At 72.8% G+C, this 20521-nt stretch carries 17 protein-coding genes; 9 read left to right on the forward strand and 8 right to left on the reverse strand.

Annotated features, from left to right (window positions below; translation table 11 throughout):
* Positions 1-707: 707 nt before the first annotated feature.
* The 3 genes from ACFVSN_RS29315 to ACFVSN_RS29325 form a co-directional block, all read right to left on the reverse strand.
* Entirely contained in the window at positions 708-1445 is a 738-nt protein-coding gene (locus ACFVSN_RS29315; protein WP_387603894.1) for an SDR family NAD(P)-dependent oxidoreductase, read from the reverse strand.
* A gap of 146 nt (positions 1446-1591) precedes the next feature.
* On the reverse strand, positions 1592-2575 hold the full coding sequence (locus ACFVSN_RS29320) for a 3-oxoacyl-ACP synthase III family protein (protein WP_380448694.1): 984 nt from the start codon (positions 2573-2575) through the stop codon (positions 1592-1594).
* Between the two features lie 34 nt (positions 2576-2609).
* Positions 2610-2876: a hypothetical protein gene (locus tag ACFVSN_RS29325; protein ID WP_380448692.1), complete on the reverse strand. Its 267-nt coding sequence runs from the start codon at positions 2874-2876 to the stop codon at positions 2610-2612.
* Positions 2877-5738: 2862 nt separating this feature from the next.
* Here ACFVSN_RS29325 and ACFVSN_RS29330 point away from each other — a divergent pair.
* The 6 genes from ACFVSN_RS29330 (at position 5739) to ACFVSN_RS29355 (ending at position 13158) form a co-directional block, all read left to right on the forward strand.
* A complete protein-coding gene (locus tag ACFVSN_RS29330; RefSeq protein WP_380448689.1) occupies positions 5739-6626 on the forward strand; it encodes a class I SAM-dependent methyltransferase in 888 nt (295 codons plus the stop codon).
* 1283 nt (positions 6627-7909) lie between these two features.
* Positions 7910-9535 (forward strand): flavin-containing monooxygenase, encoded by a 1626-nt coding sequence (locus ACFVSN_RS29335; RefSeq protein WP_387956873.1) that lies wholly within the window; start codon positions 7910-7912, stop codon positions 9533-9535.
* Positions 9536-9593: 58 nt separating this feature from the next.
* Positions 9594-11084, forward strand: a complete 1491-nt coding sequence (locus ACFVSN_RS29340) for an FAD-binding protein (RefSeq protein ID WP_387601585.1) — start codon at positions 9594-9596, stop codon at positions 11082-11084.
* 163 nt (positions 11085-11247) lie between these two features.
* Complete coding sequence (locus tag ACFVSN_RS29345) at positions 11248-12111, forward strand: alpha/beta fold hydrolase (RefSeq protein WP_387601587.1); 864 nt, start codon at positions 11248-11250, stop codon at positions 12109-12111.
* Positions 12112-12141: 30 nt separating this feature from the next.
* Positions 12142-12591 carry a helix-turn-helix transcriptional regulator gene (locus ACFVSN_RS29350; protein ID WP_380447138.1) on the forward strand — a complete coding sequence of 150 codons (450 nt, stop codon included), beginning with the start codon at positions 12142-12144 and terminating at the stop codon, positions 12589-12591.
* Positions 12592-12597: 6 nt separating this feature from the next.
* Positions 12598-13158, forward strand: coding sequence for a histidine phosphatase family protein (locus ACFVSN_RS29355; RefSeq protein ID WP_387601591.1), 561 nt, complete (start codon positions 12598-12600; stop codon positions 13156-13158).
* A gap of 18 nt (positions 13159-13176) precedes the next feature.
* Here the strand turns inward: ACFVSN_RS29355 and ACFVSN_RS29360 are convergent, their stop codons facing one another.
* From ACFVSN_RS29360 to ACFVSN_RS29375, 4 genes are all read right to left on the reverse strand, one after another.
* Positions 13177-14391, reverse strand: coding sequence for a GNAT family N-acetyltransferase (locus ACFVSN_RS29360; protein ID WP_387601594.1), 1215 nt, complete (start codon positions 14389-14391; stop codon positions 13177-13179).
* 127 nt (positions 14392-14518) lie between these two features.
* The gene (locus ACFVSN_RS29365; RefSeq protein ID WP_387601643.1) at positions 14519-15664 is read right to left on the reverse strand and encodes an RNA polymerase sigma factor; all 1146 of its coding nucleotides are present in this window, start codon (positions 15662-15664) and stop codon (positions 14519-14521) included.
* A gap of 23 nt (positions 15665-15687) precedes the next feature.
* A complete protein-coding gene (locus tag ACFVSN_RS29370) occupies positions 15688-16095 on the reverse strand; it encodes a YciI family protein (RefSeq protein WP_359974921.1) in 408 nt (135 codons plus the stop codon).
* Between the two features lie 154 nt (positions 16096-16249).
* Positions 16250-17257 (reverse strand): AraC family transcriptional regulator, encoded by a 1008-nt coding sequence (locus ACFVSN_RS29375; protein WP_387601598.1) that lies wholly within the window; start codon positions 17255-17257, stop codon positions 16250-16252.
* Positions 17258-17444: 187 nt separating this feature from the next.
* Between ACFVSN_RS29375 and ACFVSN_RS29380 the strand changes: the two genes are divergently transcribed.
* The 3 genes from ACFVSN_RS29380 to ACFVSN_RS29390 all read left to right on the forward strand — a co-directional run bounded on the left by ACFVSN_RS29380 (position 17445) and on the right by ACFVSN_RS29390 (position 20042).
* Positions 17445-17939, forward strand: coding sequence for a DUF1772 domain-containing protein (locus ACFVSN_RS29380; RefSeq protein ID WP_387601601.1), 495 nt, complete (start codon positions 17445-17447; stop codon positions 17937-17939).
* Between the two features lie 109 nt (positions 17940-18048).
* On the forward strand, positions 18049-19668 hold the full coding sequence (locus tag ACFVSN_RS29385; protein ID WP_387956875.1) for a serine/threonine-protein kinase: 1620 nt from the start codon (positions 18049-18051) through the stop codon (positions 19666-19668).
* Between the two features lie 26 nt (positions 19669-19694).
* Positions 19695-20042: a VOC family protein gene (locus tag ACFVSN_RS29390; protein WP_387601605.1), complete on the forward strand. Its 348-nt coding sequence runs from the start codon at positions 19695-19697 to the stop codon at positions 20040-20042.
* Positions 20043-20081: 39 nt separating this feature from the next.
* Here the strand turns inward: ACFVSN_RS29390 and ACFVSN_RS29395 are convergent, their stop codons facing one another.
* On the reverse strand, positions 20082-20408 hold the full coding sequence (locus ACFVSN_RS29395; protein WP_387601608.1) for a putative quinol monooxygenase: 327 nt from the start codon (positions 20406-20408) through the stop codon (positions 20082-20084).
* Between the last annotated feature and the right edge of the window lie 113 nt (positions 20409-20521).

The following is a 20521-nucleotide window of genomic DNA, read 5'->3' on the forward strand; positions in this document are numbered from 1 at the left end:
CGGGCGGACGCCGGCAGGGACGGGCCGCACCGGCGGGAGCGGGCGGACGCCGGCAGGGACGGGCCGCACCAGCGGGAGCGGGCGGACGCCGGCAGGGACGGGCCGCACCAGCGGGAGCGGGCGGACGCCGGCAGGGGGCGGGCGGACGCCGGCAGGGGGCGGGCGGACGCCGGCAGGGGGCGGGCGGACGCCGGCAGGGGCGGTGCCCGCGCGGAGCGCTACCGGGCCCGGGACCGGCAACCGGCCCGGGGGCCGGCCGCACGGCGGGACGGGAGAAGAAACCGCACCCAGAGCCGGGACGAGCCCGGGCCGCCGACCAGTACCCCTCAGGAACCGGCCGGCCCTGCCCGGGCCCGCACACGGCCACGGCCCCGCCCCCGACGCTCTCGCGGGGGGCGGGGAGAGCGTCGGGGGCGGGGCGGGACGGCACCGGCCACAAGGCAGCAGGCCCGGGCGGGGGCCCTGCGCGGACGGTGCGAGGCCGGGACCGTCCCCCGCCCCGGGGCCGGGGACGGGGGCCCGGGACCGGGCCGGGGACGGGGCCGGGGACGGTCGCGTGGCGCCGCGGAGACCAGGCCCCCGGCGGACCGGGCCCGGGGGGGACGGGACCCGTCCGCGCAGGGCCCGCCCCGCAGGGGGTGTCCAGGGGCCCTGCCCCGCAGCGCCGGGCAGGCGGCCTGCCCGGGGCCGGCCGGGGCTGCGGGGGGTCAGGTGATCGAGGCGCCCGAGTCGATGCTGATGACCTGACCGGTCATGCAGTCCTGGTCCAGGAACAGGTGGATCGCCCGCGCGACCTCCTGCGGAGTCACGAACCGCGGGATCGGCGCCTTGTCCCGCATCGCCTCGATCACCTTCTGCGGCAGCGTGTCCGTCATCCCCGTGATCATGAACCCGGGCGACAGCGCGTTGACCGTCACCCCCCGCCGCCCGCACTCCGCCGCCAGCGTCCGCGTCATCCCGACCAGCCCCGCCTTCGACGCCGAATACGCCGTCTGCCCGGCGGTCGCGATCAGCGCCGACGGCGACACGATGTTCACCACCCGCCCCCACCGCGCCCGCAGCATCCCCGGCACACACACCCGCGCCGTGTGGAACGAACCGACCAGATTCGTGTCGACCACCCGGCGCCAGTCCGCCGGCGACTGCATCGCCATCAGCGCGTCCCTGCGGATCCCGCCGTTGTTGACCAGCACGTCCACCGGACCCAGCACCGCCTCGATCTCCGCGGCCATCGCCAGCACCGCGCCGTGATCGGCCACGTCCCCGCCCACCACCACATGATCGTTCACCAGCTTGCCCGCCACCTCCTCGGCCGCCTGGCGCGAGGAGTTGAAATGCACCGCGACCCGGCACCCCGCCGCATCCAGCTCCAGCGCCAGCTCCCGCCCCAACCCGCCCGAGGCACCCGTCACCAGCGCCACCGGCGACACCGGCCGCCGGCCCACACCACCCCGGCCACCCGCATCCCGGCCCGCCTCATCCCGGGCACCCGCATCCCGGGCACTCACGTCCCGGCCGCCCGTGTCCCGGGTGCCCGTCTCCCGGGCACTCACGTCCCGGCCCGTGTCCCGGGCTCCCGTGTCCTGGCCGCTCACGCCGCACCTCCCCAGGTCAGCAGCATCGAACCCCACGTCATCCCCGCACCGAACCCGGCCAGCAACACCGTGTCACCATCCTTGATCCGCCCCGCGTCCAGCGCCTCCGCCAGCGCGATCGGCACCGAACCCGACGCCGTGTTGCCATACCGGTCCAGATTCGCCACCAGCCGGTCCGCGGGAATCCCCGTGTGATTCAGCACCGAATTGATGATCCGGATGTTCGCCTGATGCGGCACCACATGATCCACATCCAGCGCACTCACCTTCGCCTGCTCCAGCGTCTCGCGGATCGTGCGCACCGTGTACCGCACCGCGTTCAGATAGATCTCATTACCGTTGATCTGCGCATAATGCAGACCGGCACGCACCGTCTCCTCACTGACCGGCATCCGCGAACCACCCGCCAGGACCTTCAACGAGTCCTTGCACGAGCCGTCCGCACCCAGATTCCACGCCCGCACCCGGTCCACCGGCCCCGGCACCAGCACCACCGCCCCCGCACCATCCCCCACCAGGATCGACAGATCCCGGTCCGCCGGATTGGCCGTCAGCGTGTGCGTGTCCGAACCCACCACCAGCACCGGCCGCGGATCCATCCGCATCAGACCCGCCGCCGTCACCAGCGCATACACAAACCCCGCACACTCCGCGTTCACGTCATGCGCACTGCCCGCGATCCCCAGCGCCTCGTGCACGAACGCCGACGTCGCCGGCGACGGCTGCTCCGGCGTCGCCGTCGCCACGATCAGATGCGCCACATCCGACCCCGACAACCCCGCCCGCTCCAGCGCCCGCCGGCCCGCCTCCACCGCCATCGACGCCGTCGTCTCACCCGCCGACACCGCCCGCCGCTCACGGATCCCGCACCTGGAGACGATCCAGTGCTCATCCACACCGAACCGCTCCGCCAGCTGCGCACTGGTCACCACCCGGCCGGGAACCCACATCCCCCACCCGGCGACATCGAAACCGCTCACCACCCGCCCCCTCTCCCCTGCCTCCCCGCCCCCCTCAGGAACCCGAACCCGCGCCGCCGGCCAGCGCCACGATCCGCCCGTGCACCACCCGCAACGTCGTCGTGTCATCGATGTCCGCGAACAACGACTCATCCGCCCCGATATGCGGATACGCGTTCTGGAACCCGTACAGCCACTCCATCAGATCCAGCGAATCCACATCCGCGATGTGCTGCAACGCCGCATCCGCATCGATCTCCCGCGCACCCGACACCGCCTGCAACTGCGCCGCCAGATCCTCAACCGAAGGAATCCCCGACATCACACAACCATCCCTTCCACACACACGCGCCCCCCGACACACCACGCGCCGGAACAAAGGACGCCGAACCACAGCCCCTGACAGGGCCGCCCACACAGCACAGGCCCGAACCAGACCGAACACGGCCAGACCAGACCAGACCAGGCCGGGCCAGACCGAACCGGACCAGACCCGACCGGGCCAGACCGGGCCGGGCGGGCCAGGCCGGGCCGGGCGGCCGCGCCGCAGACGCGGACCACCGGCCACACCCACCCCCAGCCCCCCCGGGGAAGAAATCCCCCCGGGGAAGACAGAGCCGGGCACAACGGTGCCGGGCCGCCGGACCGGCCAACCAGCCGGTCCCGCCAGGCCGTTCACACGAACACGACCCGGACCCGACCGGACCGGCCGCCCACGCTGGAAACGCGGACCACCGGCCACACCCACCCCAACCAGCCCCCCAGGAAAACCCCCCGGGACGACGGAGCCGGGCAGACGCCGCAACCGTGTCGCTTTCGACAACCGCATGGAACCCGCCCCCACGCAAAAACCCCGCAACCACCCCCCACAACCACCCCTGTTGCGCACCACTTGCGAGGACCACGCTTACCTGACCCACGACCGCACCACCCAACACCCCCCACCCCCGCACACCCACCCACCCGCCAACAAACCGGCACCACACACCAGGCACCAAACACCAGGCAGCTGGCAGCCGGCACCGGGCACCAAGCACCGGGCACCAAACAGCCGGCACCGGGCACCGGGCACCGGGCACACCAGGAACAGCGCCACCCGCACCGAAGAACCACCACCCGACCCACCACCGGGCAACGGTGCCGAACGGCCAGGCGCCACCCGCCCCCAGGCCCCACCGCACCACCAGGCACCACAAGCACCACCGCCCGCCACCGCGCGGGCACCGCCCCACCGCCGACCCACCGGCGCCAGGCCCTGAACAGCCAAGCGCCACAACGTCCGAAGCACCACCAGCGACCAGCCTCGCACCACCAGGGCACCACCGCCCGGGCAAAGGACCCCGCACCACCGCCCAACGCCCCAACGCCCCACCGGGCAACCGGGCAACCGGGCAACCGTCAGAACGCGCTGAACGGCCACCGCACCACCAGGCACCATCGCTCGACCGGTTACCAGCACCACACGGAACACCGCCACCGGCCGGCACCCCGCACCCACGCCTCACACCCGGAGCAAAACCGGGCAACCGGCAACCACCCTCAACAGCCGGACACCACCCGCCCCCAGGCCCACCGCACCACCGGACGGGAACCGGCACCGGCCACCACCGGTACCGCACCACCAGGCACCACAAGCACCACCGCCCCACAGGCAAAGGACGAACCCCTCACCCCCGGCACGCCAACCGGGCCACGGGACCACCACCGATGCCGAACCACCGGGCACCACAAGCACCACCGCCCGCCCCGGCACCAGGCCGGCACCGCACCACCACCGAACAACGAACCCGCCCAACGCCCCACAGGCGACAGGCGACAGGCGACAGGCGACAGGCGACAGGCGACAGGCGACAGGCGACAGGCGACAGGCGACAGGCCTAACGTGCCGGACGCCCACCGCACCAGGCACCAACGCCGGGCCACCCGGCCAGCAACACCGCAGCGCCGGGCAGTACCCGCGCCAAGGAACCACCGGCCGGCCACCCGCACCACCGCCCCACGACCAGCGCACCGCCGGACAACGGGCAACCGGCAACCGGCAACCGGCAACCGGCACTGAACGGCCAGGCGCCACCCGGCTCCAGGCCTCACCGCACCACCGGACGGGAACCGGCACCAGCCATCACCGGGCCCGACCCGGAACCGGCCCGCCCGCCCGCCCGCCCGCCCCAGGAACCGAACAGAGCAATGTCACAAGTACCGAAGCGCCACCGGCCACCGGCGCCGGACCGCCGGGCACCACCGCCGCAAGGCCCACGCCTCACGACGCCCGCACCACCACGGCCACCGGCCCCCCAACGGCCGCACACCGCACGCCCGCCACAACACCGGGCCACCGGCACCCGCCACGGACAGACCGTCACCGCACGCCGGCCCCCACACCCACACCACGACCAGCGCACCGCCGACCAGCGCACCGCCGGACAACGGGCAACCGGCAACCGGCACTGAACGGCCAGGCGCCACCCGGCTCCAGGCCTCACCGCACCACCGGACGGGAACCGGCACCAGCCATCACCGGGCCCGACCCGGAACCGGCCCGCCCGCACCAGGAACCCAACAACCCGGCGTCACACGTACCGAAGCACCACCGACCACCGGCGCCGCACCACCCGGCACCACCGCACCCTGGTCCACGCACCGCCGCGGCCACCGGCCCCAACGGCCGCACACCGCACGCCTCACCCCGGAACAACACCCGGGCCACCGGCACCGGCCGCGGACAGACCGTCGCCGCACGCCGGCCCGGTCACCCGCACCACGACCAATGCACCGCCGGACAACGGCACCCGGCAACGGCACTCAACGGCCAGGCGCCACCCGGCTCCAGCCCTCACCGCACCACCGGACAAAAACCGGCACCAGCCACCACCGGGCCCGACCCGGAACCGGCCCGCCCGCACCAGGAACCGAACAACCCAGCGTCACAAGTACCGAAGCACCACCCGCGCCGGACCGCCAGGCACCACCGCACCCCGGTCCACGCACCACCGCGGCCACCGGCCCCCCACGGCCGCACACCGCACGCCCGGCACAACACCCGGGCCACCGGCACCCGCCACGGACAGACCGTCACCGCACGCCGGCCCCGACACCCCCACCACCGGGCCCCGACGACCGCCACCCGGCGGCCCCGGCCCGCAACCACACCACAACCCACCCCCGACAGAACAGGACACCCCCGATGACCACCATCGACGCCCGCTCCATCAACCCCGACGTCGAAGCCATCCGCCACCACTACGAAGTCGGCAACGACCTCTACCGCCTCATCCTGGGCCCCACCATGATGTACTCCGGCGGCTACTGGGAAGACGGCGAAGACCTCGTCGCCACCCTCGACGAAGCCCAGGAACGCAAGCTCGACGTCTTCACCGACCTCGCCCACGCCGCCCACACCGCCAAGGTCCTCGACATCGGCTGCGGCTGGGGCACCATGCTGAACCGCCTCACCACCGTCCACGGCGTCACCCGCGCCGTCGGCGTCACCCTCTCCCGCACCCAGGCCGACTTCATCACCGCCCTCGACAACCCCGCCATCGAAGCCCGCGTCGAATCCTGGGAAGACCACCAGCACGACGGCCAGCCCTACGACGCCGCGTTCTGCATCAACGCCCTCGAACACTTCGTCCTGTCCTCCCTCACCCCCAAAGAACGCACCCAGCGCTACCGCGTCTTCTTCAAGCAGGTCCACTCCCTCCTCAAGCCCGGCGCCCGCTTCGTCCTCCACACCATGACCGTCGAAAACCCGCCCCTGCGCCGCCAGCTCCTCGACGACCTCAAATTCCTCCAGCGCGAAGAATTCGAAGGCTGCCACATCCCCCGCCTGCCCGAACTCGCCACCGGCCTCGACGGACTCTTCGAAGTCACCGAAATCCGCAACGAACCCGAATCCTTCGCCCGCGCCTGCCGCGCCTGGCTCCACCACCTCGCCACCCACCGCACCGAAGCCCTCACCCACGCCGACGAAACCACCATCGCCCGCTTCGAACGCTACCTCGACATCTTCGCCTACACCCTCGAAGACCACATCTTCAACAACTTCCGCGTCACCCTCACCCGCCGCCCCTAAAACCCCCAACCCCCCAACCCCAACCACCGGCCCCGGCCCCGGCGTCCCCGGGGCGACCGCACCGGAACCCAGACACCACGCCGCCAGGCTCCCGCGGCACCCCGGCACCCCGGTACCGGGCCGCCGGAACAGCCCAAGTGCCATGGTGCCGGGCCGCCGCGGTACCCCGGTACCGGACTGCCGGGCCGCCAAGGTGCCGTGCTACCGGGCCGCCGGGCTGCCGGGCTGCCGGGCCGCCGGGCCGCCGGGCCGCCGCCGGAACATCCCAAGAGCCGTTCACCGGGGCCTCGTTGCGGCCGCACCGCACCCGCAGGACCGCAGCAGCCCACACCAACAACCCGAAACACACAGCCCGCCCGAGGAACACCTCAGGAACAGCACCAGCCGGCACGAGGCCCGCACGGGCACAACGCAACCGAGCCCGCCCACAACCGCCACACGACGGGCCGCACGACCCCACGGACAACACCGGCAACCACCCCACCAGAACCACCCCGGGAAACAGCACAGGAGCAACCCGTCGAGGCCGGCCCCGAGAACAACTCCACACGCCCAAGGAACAGATCAGGACCGGCCCAAGGAACGACCCACGGAACCGCTCCACACCGGCCCGAGGAACCACTCACGGACAACCCGAGGAACGACACCGGGAACAACCCGGACCGGCACGCAAACCCCCGCACGGAGCCCGCACAAACACAACAGAACCAAGCCGACACGGACACAACAGAACCGAGCCGGCGCGGACACAGCGGAACGGAGCCGGCGCGGACACAGCGGAACGGAGCCGGCCCAAAACGGCCACACGACACCACAGAAGGCCACCAGGGCACCGGCCCCAGGAACGACACCGGCAACCAGCCCACGAAACGGCCCCGGAACAACACAGGAGCCACCCCGGCAGCCGGCCCCGCCCCCGCCCCCCGAAGTCAACTCCCGCACCACACAACGCAACACCACCCGGAACCCGCCGCGACCCCGGCCCGCCACCAGGACCCACCACGAAAAAACAACACACCGAACACCCCGGCCCGCCACGGGAAACGGCCACCACAACACCCGGCAAAACACGCCACCACGCCCCCCGGGGTCGCACCCCGGGCCGCACCCCGGGAAACCCCGCCCCGCCCCGCCCCCACACCCAGAGCGCCACCGCCCGGCACCCGCCTCAACAAGCCCCAGCCACCACCCCCGCGGCCCGCACACCCACCCCCGGACAGCAGCCATAAGCCCGGGCCTCAGCCACAACCCCAGGAACACAAAGAAAGGAACACACCACCACCATGACCACCACCACCCCCCGCCCCACCACCACCAGCGACGACGGCCCGCCCCCCACCCCCACCCCCGCCCAGGCCACCACCGACCCCACCACCGACACCACCGCGGCCCCCGCCGCCGGCGCCGGCCCCGTCCTACGCCACCTCAAAGTCGCCGTCATCGGCACCGGCTTCTCCGGCCTCGGCACCGCCATCCGCCTCCTGCAGACCGGCACCGACGACTTCCTCGTCTTCGAACGCGCCGACGACCTCGGCGGCACCTGGCGCGACAACACCTACCCCGGCTGCGCCTGCGACGTCCAAGCCCACCTCTACTCCTTCTCCTTCGCCCGCAACCCCCACTGGAAATCCACCTTCGCCACCCAGACCGAAGTCCACGACTACCTCCGCGACTGCGCCCACAAACACGGCGTCCTGCCCTACCTGCGCTACAACCACGAACTCCTCACCGCCCACTGGAACGACACCCACCACCACTGGGACCTCAACACCACCGGCGGCCGCTACACCACCCAATTCCTCATCACCGGCACCGGCTACCTCTCCACCCCCGCCATCCCCGACATCCCCGGCATCCACACCTTCACCGGCACCCTCTTCCACTCCGCCCAATGGAACCACCACCACAACCTCACCGGCCGCACCATCGCCGTCATCGGCACCGGCGCCTCCGCCATCCAATTCCTCCCCCACATCCAACCCCAAGCCGCACGCCTCGACCTCTACCAGCGCACCCCACCCTGGATCGCCGCCAAACCCGACAAACCCAACACCCCCCGCCACACCTGGATGCTCCAACACCTCCCCGGCTACCAGCAATTCCGCCGCAACTTCAACAAACACGGCCGCGAAATCATCGCCTTCTTCATGTCCCGCCCCACCCGCACCACCGCCATGAAAAACATGGCCACCACCCACCTCAAAAAATCCGTCCCCGACCCCCACCTCCGAACCCTCCTCACCCCCGACTACACCATCGGCTGCAAACGCCTCCTCTTCTCCAACACCTGGTACCCCGCCATCCAACAACCCAACGTCAACATCATCACCACCCCCATCAAAAACATCGGCCCCACCCACATCACCACCACCGACGGCACCACCCGCCACATCGACACCATCATCCTCGCCACCGGCTTCACCCCCACCAACCAACCCATCACCCACCGCATCCACAACGCCAACGGCACCACCCTCAACCAAACCTGGACACAACACGGCATCCAAGCCCACCGCGGCACCACCATCCACGGCTACCCCAACCTCTTCATGCTCCTCGGCCCCAACACCACCCTCGGCCACTCCTCCCAAACCGTCATCATCGAAGCCCAAATCACCTACATCATCCAAGCCCTCAAAACCACCACCACCCACAACATCACCAGCCTCCACCCCCGCCACCAAGCCCAAACCCACTACAACACCAAACTCCAACACAAACTCAAAAACACCGTCTGGAACACCGGCAACTGCCACAGCTGGTACCACGACACCCACGGCAACAACCCCACCATCTGGCCCACCTACACCCACACCTACCGCAAACAAACCAACCACTTCGACCACACCAACTACCAAACCACCACCACCCAAAACACCACCCACAACACCCACAACACCCACAACTAACCAACACACAAAACCGAAGAGCACACCCACAAACCATCACCGGAATGAGACCACCGACATGCACACACCCGGCCTGTCCCGACGGACGCTGATCGCCGGCGCGGCCTCCGCCGTCATCGGTTGGAACACCGCCACGCGCGCCTGGGCCACCACATCGACGGACGCGGTCGCCGACGTCGTCCCCGTCCCGGCGCTCGACGGCACGCTCACCACCGATGCCACCACGCTTGCCGCCTTCTCGGACGACTTCGGGCGTCTGACGCACAACACCCCCCGCGCCGTGCTGCGGCCCCGCTCCACCCGCGACATCGCGGCCATCATCGACTACGCCAACAAGACCGGCCTCACCGTCGCCATGAACGGGCAGGGCGGCACCGACGGCGAGTACGAGTCCCACTCCAACTACGGCCAGGCGGCCGTCCCCGGCGGCATCGCGATCGACGCCCGCTCACTGGACACCATCCACGCGATCACCCCCACCCACGCCGTCGTCGACCCCGGCGTCACCTGGGCCCAGCTCACCAACGCCGCCCTCGCGCAGGGCCTCACCCCGCCGTGCCTCACCGACTACCTCCACCTCTCCATCGGCGGCACGATCAGCGTCGGCGGCATCGGCAACGCCGTCCAGAAGCACGGCCTGCAGGCCGACACGGTCAGCGAGATCGAGATCGTCACGGGCACCGGCCGCACCCTCACCGCCTCGGCCACCCGCAACCGCGGTCTGTTCGAGGCCGCCCTCGCCGGTGCCGGCCAGGTCGGCATCATCACCCGGGCCACCGTCGCCCTCACCAAGGCGCCGGAGAACGCGCGCGTGTTCCTGCTCTTCTACGACGACATCGCCGCCTACTGCGCCGACCAGGAGCGCATCATGGCCGACGGGCGTTTCGACGGCCAGGTCGGCGAGATCCTCCTGCCCCGATCCCCCGCCAACCCCACGCCCAACGCCCGTTACAAGATCGAGGCCGTCGCCCACTACAACGGCACCACACCCCCCGACGCCGCACCCCTGCTCGCCGGCCTCACACCCGTGCCCGGCGACACCCAGATCAGCGATACCACCTACCGCGATTACACGTTCCGCGTCGACGCCTTCGCCGCCAACCTCAAGAGCCTCGGCTACTGGAGCGCCCCCAAGCCCTGGCTGAGCATGTTCCTCCCCGCCGGCCGGGCCCAGGAGTTCGCCCGCTACGCCCTCACCAAGGTGACCCCCACCGACCTCGGCGCCGGGCTCCTCCTCTTCTACCCCTTCCCCACCGGCAAGATCACCCGGCCCCTCGCCATGACCCCCGATCACCCCACCACGTATCTCTTCGACTTCCTCACCTTCCCCGCCCCCGGCACCAACCCCACCGCCGCGCTCCGGCGCAACCGCGACCTCTACGACGCCGCCGTACGCCTGGGCGCCAAGCGCTACCTCGTCGGCGCCATCCCCAACATGACCACCACCGACTGGCAGCGCCACTATGGCGCCCGCTGGACCACCCTCACCACCGCCAAGCAGCGCCACGACCCCCGCCACACCCTCACCCCCGGCCAGCACATCCTCTGACCACACCGGAACGGCCAACCCCCGGAAGGCCGATGCCCGTACCCACCATCGACACCGGGCGAGGCACCGGGCGAGGCACCGGGCGAGGCACCGGGTGAGACACCCACCGAGACATCCACCGAGGCACCCACCGAGACACCGCCAAGGGCAAGGGGACGAAGGCATGATCACCACTGACCGCACCATCACCACCGACGACGGCGCCCGGCTCGCCGTCACGCTCCACCGGCCCGAAATCCCCGTCCCGGACAGCCCGTTGGTGGTGCTGGTGCACGGGTGGGCCGCCTCCCGGACGGTCTGGCACGCCGTCGCCCGGCAGCTCGCCGCCGCCGGGCACACCGTGGCCTCGTACGACCAGCGGGGGCACGCGGCGTCCACCGCCGGGGAGCAGCCGCTGAGCATCGCCCGGCTCGGGCAGGACCTCGCGACGGTCGTCGACACGCTGTCCCCCGACCGGCCCGTCGTCGTGGCCGGCCACTCCGGCGGCGGTTACGCGGCCCTCGCCTACGCGGCGCACCTCCATGCCACGACGCCGGACGCGGCTCCGCGGCGGCTGGCGGCCCTGCTCCTCGCGTCGACGGCCTCGCACGACCAGGTGACCCCGGCCGGGGAGATCCGGATGATGGGCAGTCAGCTGTTCACGCGGGCGCTGCGAGTGCCGTGGCTCGGGCGGCAGTTGCTCGGCAAGACGCTCGCGCCGACCGCGACCCTCGCGACGCGCGAGCAGAACCGGCAGCTGTTCGCGAACACCCCGCCCGCCGTCCGGGCCGCCTACTTCGGTGCCACGCACGACATGGACCTGCGGCCGCAGCTGGCCGCCATCACCGCGCCCACCACGGTCCTCACCGGCACCCAGGACAAGATCGTCAACCCGAACCACAGCCATCACCTCGCCCGCGCGCTGCCGGACACGCAGCTGGACACGATCCCGGGCAGCGGCCACAACCTGCCGCTGGAGAGCCCGGAGCGGCTCACTCACCACATCTCCGCCCTCATCGCCCGTGTCGGCGGGTACCCTCGGTCATAACGCAGTGGCCCGAGCGGGGAGACGTCATCGATGAGCAGAGCCGCCGGTAACGCGTCCCGTGTGCCGCTCGACGACCTCGTCCGGCTCCGCAGGGCCCGGGACATGATGGACCGCGACTACGCGCAGCCGCTGGACGTCACGGCGCTTGCGCGCACCGCCCTCATGTCTGCGGGCCACTTCTCGCGCAGCTTCCGCACCGCGTACGGGGAGACGCCGTACAGCTACCTCATGACCCGGCGGATCGAGCGGGCGAAGGCCCTGCTGCGGCGTGGCGACCTCACGGTGACGGAGGTCTGCATGGAGGTGGGCTGTACGTCGCTGGGGTCGTTCAGTTCGCGGTTCACCGAGCTGGTCGGCGAGACCCCGAGCGCGTACCGGGCGCGCGAGCACGAGGACGGTGCCGCGCTGCCGGCCTGCATCTCGAAGATCCACACGCGGCCGGTCAAGGGCGGCGGGGCGAAGCCGGCCGGCAACGGGTAGCCCTCGATGGCGGTCGAGCTCGTCTACGAGACCCACTCCACGACCACGGACAACGAGGCCGGGATCGCCACCGGCCACCTCCCGGGCCGCCTGTCGGAAGCAGGCCGGCGGCAGGCGGCGGAGCTGGGCGCGCGGCGGCGCGACGGCGGGTTCGCGGCCGTGTTCACCTCCGACCTGCACCGGGCCGTCGAGACCGGCCGGATCGCGTTCCCGGACGGCGTGCCGCCGCTGCACCAGGACGTGCGGCTCCGCGAGTGCGACTACGGCGAGCTCAACGGCGCGCCGGCCTCCCTCGTCGCCGTCCGGCGGCTCCGGCACGTCGACGAGCCGTTTCCCGGCGGGCAGAGCTACCGGCAGGTCGTCGCGGCCACCGACGCCCTGCTCCACGACCTCGCCGCCCGCTGGGACGGCCGCCGGGTGCTGCTCATCGCGCACTCGGCGAACCGGTGGGCCCTGGACCACCTCCTGACCGGAGTGCCGCTGGTGGAGGTCCTCGCCAACCCGCCCGCCTGGCGGGCGGGTTGGCACTACTCACTGCCGGCGACCTGGCCCGCACCGGCCCACTGATCGCGCCCCGCCCGCAGGTCAGAACCAGTGCAGGCAGTGCGGCTGGCGCTCGGCGCGGAAGAGGGCGTCGGCGAGGGCGGCCGCGCCCGGGTGGTGGGCCCGGACGTGTCCGGCGCGCACGAGCGTGCTCGGGGCGGTGCCGCCGAGGTAGACGGCGCCCAGGTCGCGGATGTCCAGGGACAGGTCGGGTTCGCGGTCCGTCGGGACGCAGTCGGCCTTGCCGTCGCGGACGGTGAGCAGGTGGCGGGCGCGCTCGCCGAGGAACGGGTCGTCGACGTCGAGGACGAGCTCGCCGTCGGCGAACCAGCCGCGCGAGGTGAGCGCGCGCGGGACGTCGAGCAGCCGCACCCACAGCCACTCGGAGTGGTTGGCCACCTGGCCGGCGTTGAAGTCCGCGAGCTGCCAGCGCAGCGGGTGGTCCGGCGGGACGTGCTTGAACACGACCTGGCTGACGAGGTCGTGGCCGAGCAGGTAGCGGGCGAGGGCGGTGAAGGCCGCGTCGTCGGTGGCGATGATCTCGTCGACCGTGAGGATGTCGGGGTCGCCCATCGAGTAGCTGGCGTACCCGTCCGGCACGCCGTCGGCGCCGCGGTGGACGGCGACGTAGCGCGGCGTCCGGGCGGTCGGCGCGTGACCGGCGCCCCGGGCCCACCAGTGGGGCGGCCGGGACACGGCGCCGGGCTGGGCGCGGCGGTACCGGTCGTAGACGTCCTCCATGATGGCGCCGCACTCGGCGCGCCGCAGGAGTTCGACCGAACCGGCCTCGGCAGCACCACCCGCCCGGGGCGCGGCGAACGCGCCCCGGTGGCGCGGCACCGTCAGGCGGCCCGTGTACGTCGCCGGGCCGTAGCCGAACCGGCCGTAGATCCCCGCCTCGGAGGCGAGCAGGACGGAGAGGAACTCGCCCCGGGCCCGGAAGTCGTCGAGTTGGTGCCGCATCATCGCGGTGAGCACGCCCTGGCGGCGGTGCGAGGGCAGGACGCCGACGCCCGACACCCCGGGGGCCGGGACGACGATCCCACCGGGCAGGGTGAGTTCGAAGGAGTACGCGATGGCGGTGCCGACGGGACGGCCGTCCGACGTCTCGGCGAGCACGCCGCGGTCCAGTTCCAGGGCCGACCACCAGACCCCGCTGCCGTCCTCGGCCGGGGTCTCCGGGAAGCGTCCGAACGCGGCGAAGAGCGTGTCGAGGAAGACGCCGTGGTCTTCCTTGCTCGTGGAACGGATCTCCATCGGTGCTGCTGCCTCCCCTGGGTGCCGGACTCACGACGCGTGATGTCCCGTGCCACAGTGGATCGTTCCCGCACCACGAGGTCAACCGAATTACCGACGGAGGCTCGATCGTGCGGCCGGGGGCGGCTCACCCCCGCAGGCGGGCGTTGAGCCGCGCCGCCTGCCGCGTCAGGTAGTCGCGCTCCGCCAGGTTGGGCGCCTTGTGCGCGGCCTCGGCGTACAGCCGGGCCGCCGTCGCCAGGTCGCCGTCGCGCTCGTGGAGGTACGCGGACGCCGCCGTGTGCCGGGGCAGGGAGTCGTCCAGCGCCGCGAGGGCCGCCAGCCCGGCGCGGGCGCCGTCGGCCTCGCCCACGGCGACCGCGCGGTTGAGGCGGACGACCGGGCTGTCGGTCAGGTGCGCCAACTCGTCGTACCACTCGACGATCTGCACCCAGTCGGTCTCCTCGACGGTCCGCGCGTCCGCGTGGAGCGCCGCGATGGCGGCCTGGGCCTGGAACTCCCCCAGCCGGTCGCGGGCGAGCGCCGCCTGGAGGATCCCGACGCCCTCGGCGATCAGGCCGGTGTCCCACCGGGTGCGGTCCTGCTCGGCGAGCGGTACGAGGCCGCCGTCGGGCGCCGTCCGGGAGGCGCGGCGGGCGTGGTGGAGCAGCATGAGGGCGAGCAGTCCGGCCACCTCGGGGTGGTCGATCACGGCGGCGAGCTGCCGGGTGAGCCGGACGGCCTCGGCGGCGAGGTCGACGTCGCCGGAGTAGCCCTCGTTGAAGACCAGGTAGAGGACGCGCAGCACGGTGGCGACGTCGCCGGGCCGGTCGAGGCGCACGCCGGAGACGGTGCGCTTGGCGCGGCTGATCCGCTGGGCCATGGTCGCCTCGGGGACGAGGTAGGCCTGGGCGATCTGGCGGGTGGTGAGGCCGCCGACGGCGCGCAGGGTGAGGGCGGCCGCGGAGGCGGGCGTCAACGACGGGTGGGCGCACAGGAAGTAGAGCTGGAGCGTGTCGTCCGCCGCGGGCGCGGGCCCGGGCGGCGGCTCCTCGTCGACGCGGTCCTCGCGGCGGCGGCGGGCGGAGTCCGCCCGGGTCGCGTCGAGGAACTTGCGCCAGGCGGCGGTGACCAGCCAGCCCTTCGGGTCGCGCGGGGGGTCGGCCGGCCAGACCCGGAGGGCCTCGACGAGGGCGTCCTGGACGGCGTCCTCGGCCGCCGCGAAGTCGGCTCCGCGGCGGACGAGGGCGCCGAGCACGCCCGGGGTGAGGCTCCTGAGCAGTGCTTCGTCCATGGGGGTGGTCACGTCCCGGCAGGCTACTCGGTGATGGTGGGCGGCGCGGCCATGACCTCGCGGACCTCCAGCCACTCGTGGATCGGCCTGCCGCCGGCGCCGGGGGCGGCGGACAGCTCGCCGGCGAGTTCGACGGCGCGCTCGCGGCTGTCGACGTCGATGATCATCCAGCCGGCGATGAGGTCCTTGGTCTCGGGGAACGGGCCGTCGGTGACCGCCGGGCGCCCCTCTCCGTCGTAGCGGACCCACATGCCCTCGGGGGCGAGGCCCTGGGCGTCGACGAACTCGCCGGTCTTCTCCAGCCGGGCGGCGAAGTCGTGCATGAAGCGGATGTGGTCCGAGATCTCCTCCGGCGTCCACTGGTCCATCGGGACGCAGTTGACCGGAGCCGGGGCGCCTCGGTAGTGCTTCAGCAGCAGGTACTTGGCCATGGTGTCTCTCCTCGGTGCGGTGCGACCCATTGTGGTCGCTTCCACCCCGGGGACGGAGCCGGGCGCGCGTTCTCGACATCCCTCGCCAGGAATTTTCGAGGACGCGCGAAGATCTCTTTCGGCGATCGTACGGTCACCAGGAGTGACGACGCCGTCAGCCGGCCAGGACGACCGTCTCGGCGGGGCCGGAGAAGCCCGGCGTGGGGTTCGGGGTGCTCGTGGAGGCGAGGCGCCGGTGTTCCTGGGGGCTGACGCCGCGCACGCGCTTGAAGGCCGCGGAGAGGGCGAAGGCGTTGCTGTAGCCGACCTTGCGGGCCGCGAAGGCGACGGTGCACTCGGGCTCGCGCAGGAGGTCGGCGGCGACGGCGAGGCGCCAGCCGGCCAGGTAGGCCATCGGGGGCTCGCCGACCAGGGCGGTGAAGCGGCGGGCGAGGCCGGCCCGGGAGACGCCGACCTGCTGGGCGAGGTCGGCGACGGTCCAGGGGGTGGCCGGGTCGTCGTGCATGAGGCGCAGCACGGGCCCGACGACGGGGTCGTGCTGGGCGCGGTACCAGGCGGGGGCGCCGGAGTCGGGCGCGGCGAGCCAGGCGCGCAGGACGGAGACGACGAGGAGGTCGAGGATGCGGTCCAGGACGAGTTCCTGGCCGGGCTCGTTGCGCCCTATCTCGGCGGCGAGGAGGTGGATCAGCGTGTCGTCGGCGGCGGTGCCGGCCGGGCGGACGAGCAGGGCGGGCAGGCAGGCGAGGAGGCGCTGGCCGATCTCGTGCTCGGCCTGGTAGGTGCCGGAGAGGACGACGGAGGACGCGTCGTCGCGCTCGTTGCCGTGGCCCCAGGTGCGGACGCCGAGGGCCATGGTCTCCGAGACGTCGACGCCGCCGCGCGAGCACTGCTGGCCGGGGCCGACGATCACGTCGACGGGCGTGTCGGGGTCGTCGGCGACGGTGTAGGGCTCGGGGCCGCGCACGATGGCGACGTCGCCGGGGTGCAGGAGCAGCGGGGTGCCGCGTTCGGGCAGGATCCACGCGTCGCCGCGGACCATGGTGACCACGGAGAGCGGCGCGCGGTCCTCGATGCGCAGCGACCACGGCGGGGTGAGGATCGAGCGCAGCAGGAACGCCCCGCGCGCCTTGGGGCCGTCCAGGAGTCCGGTCAGCGTGTCCATGGCCGCCAAGTGTAGATGCGGGAGCATGATTTGACGGATTGTCATTTGAGGGCGTCTTGAGCGGCCGGGGTGGCCCCGGCACCCGTTCGTGCCCGATGATCGACGCGCACGGGGACGGACCGAGTCAGCGGGGACCGAGGGATCGGGACGCCGGGACTCCGAGACACACAGTGAGGGGCCCTTCGAGATGGAACTGTCGCGCACACTCGTGCTCGTGGCGGCGACGATCACCTGCGGGCTGACCGCGGGCCTGTTCTACGCCTACGCGTGCTCCGTGATGCCCGCGCTGCGGCGGGTCGACGACCGCACGTTCATCGACGTGATGCAGAAGGTCAACGTCGCGATCCTGAACGGCTGGTTCGTGCTCGGCTACGTCGGCGCGCTGCTGTTCGGCGCGGCCGCCGTCGCGCTGCACCTGCCCGAGGAGGGGCACGACGCGCTGCCCGCCACGATCGCGGCGCTGGTGCTGTACGTGGGGAACATCGGCGTGACCCGGGCGGTGAACATCCCTCTCAACGACCAGCTGGAGAAGGCCGGTTTGCCGGCACGGATCGCGGACCCGGCGGCCGTGCGACGCGTGTTCGAGGAGCGCTGGGCCCGGTTCAACGTGCTGCGGGCGGTGCTGTGCACGGCGTCGCTGGGCTGCCTGGCGTGGGCGCTCGTGCTGGACGGGAACGCGTAAGTCCGCTCACTGGAGCGGATGTTCGGAGCTCCGGCCCGCAACCGGGTGGTGCACCGGTACCGTCTGGCGTGACGTGACGGTGGGCGGGGGCGGCGAGGGGAGCGACGGCGTGGAGGCACTGGGGCCCGGGGATCCGCGGCAGGTGGGCGAGTACCGGCTGTTGCGCCGCCTGGGTGCGGGTGGGATGGGCCTGGTCTACCTGGGCCGGACGGCCGGCGGGCGGACGGTGGCCGTCAAGACGGTGCACGCGCAGTTCGCGGCGGACCCGGAGTTCCGGGTGCGGTTCCGGCAGGAGGTGGCCGCGGCCCGCCTGGTGGGCGGGAGCTGGACGGCGCCGGTGCTGGACGCGGACACCGAGGGCGAGCGGCCGTGGGTGGCCACCGGGTACGTGGCCGGGCCCGCGCTGAGCGCGGCGGTGCGGGACTTCGGGCCGCTGCCCGCCCCGGCCGTCCGCTCGCTCGGGGCCGGGCTGGCCGAGGCGCTGGCGGCCGTGCACGGGCGCGGGCTCGTGCACCGGGACGTCAAGCCGTCGAACGTGCTGCTGGCGCTGGACGGGCCGCGGCTGATCGACTTCGGGATCGCCCGGGCCCTGGACGCGACGGCGCTCACGCAGTCCGGGTTCGTCGTCGGCTCCCCCGGCTTCCTCTCGCCCGAGCAGGCCGGGGGCGCCAAGGCCGGGCCCGCGTCGGACGTGTTCTCGCTCGGCGCGGTGCTCGCGTACGCGGCCACGGGCGAGGCGCCGTTCGGCTCGGGGGTGAGCGCGCACGTCATGATCTACCGGGTGCTGCACGAGGACCCCGACCTCGGGCCGCTGGACGCGGTGGACCCGCAGCTGTGCGCGATCGTGGCGGCCTGCCTCGCGAAGGACCCCGCGGACCGGCCGTCCCCGGAGCGGCTGGGGGCGTGGCTGGCCGCCGACGACCCCGGGGCGGCCGAGCGCCTGAAGCGGAGAGCGTGGCTGCCGCCGGCGGTCGCCGGGTCGCTCGCGGGGCTGGCGGTCGAGCTGCTGGACCTGGACGGAGCCGCCGCGGCCCCCGCTCCGCCGCCCCCGACCGTGGCGCCCGCCCCGCCGGCCTTCGCACCCCTGACCGGGCAGTTCGGCCCGCCTCTGCCCCAGGCCCCGCCCCTGACCCTGGCCGCCACCCCTCCCTCGCCCTACCCGCCGCCGTACCGGCAACCCGCCGGCCGGGGCCTCGGGCGCATCGGCGTGGCCGTCGCCGCCGTCCTGACGACCGCGCTGCTGGGCACCGGCGTGTACCTCTGGAACCGACCCGACGGCACCACGGCGAGCGGCAGCAGCACCTCCTCGGCCGGTCAGGCCACGACGGCCGCCACGGCGACCACCACAGCCCCGGCACCGAGCCCGACGCCGACACCGGCCCCGACGCCTGCGGGCGCGATACCCGCGGACTTCCTGGGCACCTGGGCGGGCCGGCTCGGCAGCCCCGCGATCCGCGCGGAGGCGGACTTCAAGATCACCATCCGGCAGGGCCAGAAGGGCGAGCCCGTCGCCGAGATCACCAACAACACCGGCGCCGGCACACCGTCCTGCGACGCCACCGCGAGCCTCACGTCGGCCGCCGCCGACCGCGTCGTCCTGCGCACAGCGCCGATAAGCCCGGGCAGCGGGTGCGTCGCCTGGCCCTACGACCAGGTGTACACCCGCAACGCGGACGGCAGCCTGCACCTGGTCGTCGCGGGCTTCTCCGGCGACCTGCGGAGGCAGTGAGGGCCGACACCGGTTACCGTGAGTACATGATCAACGGTGCCCACCTGATCATCCACAGCCGTGACGCGGAGGCCGACCGCGTCTTCCTGCGCGACGTGCTGGGCTGGCCGCACGTCGACGCGGGCGGCGGGTGGCTGGTCTTCAAGCTGCCCCCGGCCGAGATCGCCGTCCACCCGGGCGGCTCGCCCTGGCACGAGCTGTTCCTGATGTGCGACGACGTCGACGCCACCGTCCGCGAACTCACCGCCCGCGGGGTGGAGTTCACCGAGCCCGTCACCTCCGTCGGCTGGGGGCTGAAGACCGCCCTGCGCCTGCCCGGCGGCGGGGAGGTCGGCCTCTACCAGCCCCGCCACCCGGTGGCCCACTCGCTCTGACCCCGGCCGGTCGGGCGCCGAAGGTCAGGGCGCCGAAGGTCAGGGCGCGGTCGCCCGTCGGCCCGCGTTGGTGGCGACCAGCCGGTAGTCGGTGAACACCACGGGCCCCTCGGAGAGTTCCGGCGCGTAGGCCGCCTGGAACCGGCGCACCGCCTCCGATTCGCCGTGCGCCCGGTGGGCGGCCTCGTCGGCGAAGGTGAAGAGGTGGACGAAGCGCGTCGGGTCGTCCTTCTGCTGCCAGGCCGTGTACATCCACGTGTCGGGCTCGTGCGCCGCGACGTAGCCGACGAACTCCTCGATCGCCGCCAGGACCCGGTCGACGGCCTCGGCGTTCACTCGGTAGCGCGCGGTCTGGTAGATCGGCATGGCTCTCCGCCTGTCGCTCCTCGGGGACGGTCTTCCTGCCTCCACCTTGCGGGCGCCCACCGGGAGGGCAAAAGCCGTGACCACCGAACGAGTGCCTCCACGCGGAGCGGCGC

Source organism: Kitasatospora sp. NPDC057904 (genome assembly GCF_042887925.1).
In the GTDB taxonomy this organism is placed as follows: Bacteria; Actinomycetota; Actinomycetes; order Streptomycetales; family Streptomycetaceae; genus Kitasatospora.

Excerpts from the sequence above, each read along its gene's own strand:
- ACFVSN_RS29395 (WP_387601608.1), bottom strand. The coding sequence starts at position 20,408 with ATGCCGATCTACCAGACCGCGCGCTACCGAGTGAACGCCGAGGCCGTC.
- ACFVSN_RS29360 (WP_387601594.1), bottom strand. The coding sequence starts at position 14,391 with ATGGAGATCCGTTCCACGAGCAAGGAAGACCACGGCGTCTTCCTCGAC.
- ACFVSN_RS29380 (WP_387601601.1), top strand. The coding sequence starts at position 17,445 with ATGGAACTGTCGCGCACACTCGTGCTCGTGGCGGCGACGATCACCTGC.
- ACFVSN_RS29370 (WP_359974921.1), bottom strand. The coding sequence starts at position 16,095 with ATGGCCAAGTACCTGCTGCTGAAGCACTACCGAGGCGCCCCGGCTCCG.
- ACFVSN_RS29390 (WP_387601605.1), top strand. The coding sequence starts at position 19,695 with ATGATCAACGGTGCCCACCTGATCATCCACAGCCGTGACGCGGAGGCC.
- ACFVSN_RS29325 (WP_380448692.1), bottom strand. The coding sequence starts at position 2,876 with ATGTCGGGGATTCCTTCGGTTGAGGATCTGGCGGCGCAGTTGCAGGCG.
- ACFVSN_RS29345 (WP_387601587.1), top strand. The coding sequence starts at position 11,248 with ATGATCACCACTGACCGCACCATCACCACCGACGACGGCGCCCGGCTC.
- ACFVSN_RS29335 (WP_387956873.1), top strand. The coding sequence starts at position 7,910 with ATGACCACCACCACCCCCCGCCCCACCACCACCAGCGACGACGGCCCG.
- ACFVSN_RS29350 (WP_380447138.1), top strand. The coding sequence starts at position 12,142 with ATGAGCAGAGCCGCCGGTAACGCGTCCCGTGTGCCGCTCGACGACCTC.
- ACFVSN_RS29330 (WP_380448689.1), top strand. The coding sequence starts at position 5,739 with ATGACCACCATCGACGCCCGCTCCATCAACCCCGACGTCGAAGCCATC.
- ACFVSN_RS29355 (WP_387601591.1), top strand. The coding sequence starts at position 12,598 with ATGGCGGTCGAGCTCGTCTACGAGACCCACTCCACGACCACGGACAAC.
- ACFVSN_RS29375 (WP_387601598.1), bottom strand. The coding sequence starts at position 17,257 with ATGGACACGCTGACCGGACTCCTGGACGGCCCCAAGGCGCGCGGGGCG.
- ACFVSN_RS29340 (WP_387601585.1), top strand. The coding sequence starts at position 9,594 with ATGCACACACCCGGCCTGTCCCGACGGACGCTGATCGCCGGCGCGGCC.
- ACFVSN_RS29365 (WP_387601643.1), bottom strand. The coding sequence starts at position 15,664 with ATGGACGAAGCACTGCTCAGGAGCCTCACCCCGGGCGTGCTCGGCGCC.